This is a genomic window from Alicyclobacillus contaminans DSM 17975 (assembly GCF_000429525.1).
Classification (GTDB): domain Bacteria; phylum Bacillota; class Bacilli; order Alicyclobacillales; family Alicyclobacillaceae; genus Alicyclobacillus_A; species Alicyclobacillus_A contaminans.
Genome location: NZ_AUCA01000091.1, coordinates 1 through 2,531 on the forward strand (window position 1 = coordinate 1; position 2,531 = coordinate 2,531).

The following is a 2,531-nucleotide window of genomic DNA, read 5'->3' on the forward strand; positions in this document are numbered from 1 at the left end:
GTTTGTTTTGGTCAGCTACAATTTTACCAATTCTACGGTTAGGTGCGTTTTGCTATTCACCCAAAATCAACGGCTTTTCGGACACGCTCTTATAGTTTGGTTCACATAGTACCCAGTGAATCGCTGCGACAGTTTGAAGCCGGATGGATTTGTTTCGATAGCCCATGCGGAGTAACAGCGCATAGATGGAAGACGTATCTGGTGATGGACCCAAGGAGAGGGAGGAGGATGTGTATGGACATTCCGTGACCGCGAGTGCCCCGGAGGTGGAGTTTGGAGTCCTGGCGGGGCAATCCACAGGATGCCCCACTCACAGTCTGGTAATGACGACCAGCGTTGTCCCGATACTGAGACCTGCAATCCAGACAATCTCCCTGCGAATCTTCACGGTGGCTTCCTCCTGCCTGTTTCGCAGGCCAAACGATGATATCGTGCGTCAACGACTGACCCTGGTGACCGCGCTCCGATCCACATCCCGTATCGACCGATATCCGGCCAGCGCCAGTTCCAAATCCAACTCCGCCAGCAGCAGATGGAGCCACTCCGTGACCCCCGCCTGGCCACCGACAGCCAGTGCGTAAGCGTAGGGTCGCCCCACCAATACGGCATCCGCCCCGAGAGCCAGTGCCTTTAGGATATCGGCGGCCCGACGAACGCCACTGTCGAACAGGAGCGGATATGCATCCCCCACGGCCGAACGGATCTCCGGCAACGCATCGAGCGAAGCCACCGCCCCATCCACCTGTCGTCCACCGTGGTTAGACACAATCACACCATCCGCGCCCAAGGCCTGCACAGCCAGGGCGTCCTCCGGGTGCGTGATGCCCTTCACCCACAGCGGAAGTTTCGTCTGTCGGCGAATATCCGCCAGGTCTTCCAGCGTGAACGCCGGGTTGACGTAAACCGATAGGAATTCCTGTATGGCCGCCTGGGGATTCGCTTCTGGAGATTCCGAGAGCCGGCTTCGAAAGACGGGATCGGTAAAGAAATTCGCGACACCTTCTCCAAACAGAAACGGCAGGTAAGCGTTGTCCAGGTCCATTTCGCGCCAGCCAAGCATCGTGGTGTCCACGGTCACCACCAGCGCTGAATAGCCACTCCGTTCCGCTCGTTGAATGAAACTGGAGACAATGTTCGGATCTCGCCCTGGGTACAGTTGAAACCAACGCGGGGCATCCCCCATCGCCTGCGCAATCGTCTCCATCGGCACGGAGGACACGGTGCTTACAAGAAACGGTATGCACCGCTCCGCAGCCGCTCGGGCCGGCGCCAATTCCGCCTCCCTGTGCAGGATGGACTGCACGCCGATGGGCGCCAACAGGAAAGGCGCCGGATACGTCGTGCCCAACAGGTCGATGGACAGATCTCGATCTTCCACGTTTCGCATCATCCGCGGTCTGAGGGCCCATTTTGAAAACGCTTCCCGATTGGCTGCCATGGTCGACCCGCCGCCGGCACCGCCCTCCAGATACCCCCAGGGCCCCACCGCAAGCCGTTCGCGCGCCTGTTCTCGCCACGCCTCCAGGGCAATCGGCCACATCCGCTTCGTCCCATCAGGGAGTAAACCCTGGGCGTAGATCTTCAATTGCGCTTCCAACCCGAATCTGGTCATTCCGTCATTCCCCCACTCATCCCTCGTCCGCCCCAAACCGATCCAGAATATTTTCAAAGTGATTCCACCCGACCTTGTCAAAGTCCTGCTTGATTTGACGCAACGGGAAAATCATGCACTGAATTTTGCGACGGAATGGTTGAAACGGCATATGCGCACACACCGGTCGCTTCCATAAAGGCTGTTGTTATTCAAAGTTTGATGGCACCAGGTCGGTGCTTCATGTAGTATTTGAAGTGAGCTTCCAAGTCGGAGACATGGAGAACGGACGGGCTTATGCATCATCGAACGGAGTGTCGAGCATGGATGAGCAACGCCTGATTGAACTGATCCGCGCCGAGGTCACAGATGCACTGACAGAGGAGATCCACAGCGTCGAAGATCGGATGGCCAACAAAATTCAAGGTCTTGAAGATCGGATGGCCAGTGAAATTCACAGCGTCGAAGAGCGAATGGCCAACACTGTTCAGGGCGTTGAAGAACGAATGGCCGGCGAAGTTCGCAGCGTCGAAGAGCGAATGGCCCACACCGTTCAGGGCGTTGAAGAACGAATGGCCGGCGAAATTCACGGTTTGTCCGTGAGCATGGTCGAGATCGCGTCGGCCGTCACCGATTTGTCCAACAAGGTGAATGGCTTGTCTGTCCAGATGGACGAATTCAGCAGTCGTCTTGCGGAAGTAGAAAACATTGCTTACTCAACCTTCGAGCAAGTGGCAAAACTCTCCGAGAACATGGCGGAGTTGCGGGTTTCAGTGGAAAAGGTACGTACCACGAGCCACAGGAACGAGTTAGACATCCGTCTCATCAAAAGACTCATCAATAAATGACTCAAGTTTCGCACCCGGTCTGAGTCAATAAATCCTTGGTGCGACTGGGATTTCAGGCGCTGAAAAGGCAAAAACACCCTCATTTTCTGGTA

Annotated in this window: 3 protein-coding genes; 1 reads left to right on the forward strand and 2 read right to left on the reverse strand. The window is 56.1% G+C overall.

Annotated features, from left to right (window positions below; all coding sequences use genetic code 11):
- Positions 1 to 436 precede the first annotated feature (436 nt).
- A complete protein-coding gene (locus G463_RS0117155; RefSeq protein WP_026976107.1) occupies positions 437 to 1,612 on the reverse strand; it encodes an alpha-hydroxy-acid oxidizing protein in 1,176 nt (391 codons plus the stop codon).
- A gap of 16 nt (positions 1,613 to 1,628) precedes the next feature.
- Positions 1,629 to 1,763 (reverse strand): hypothetical protein, encoded by a 135-nt coding sequence (locus G463_RS23890; protein WP_281171097.1) that lies wholly within the window; start codon positions 1,761 to 1,763, stop codon positions 1,629 to 1,631.
- Between the two features lie 151 nt (positions 1,764 to 1,914).
- Between G463_RS23890 and G463_RS0117165 the strand changes: the two genes are divergently transcribed.
- Positions 1,915 to 2,439, forward strand: coding sequence for a hypothetical protein (locus tag G463_RS0117165; RefSeq protein WP_026976108.1), 525 nt, complete (start codon positions 1,915 to 1,917; stop codon positions 2,437 to 2,439).
- Positions 2,440 to 2,531 lie beyond the last annotated feature (92 nt).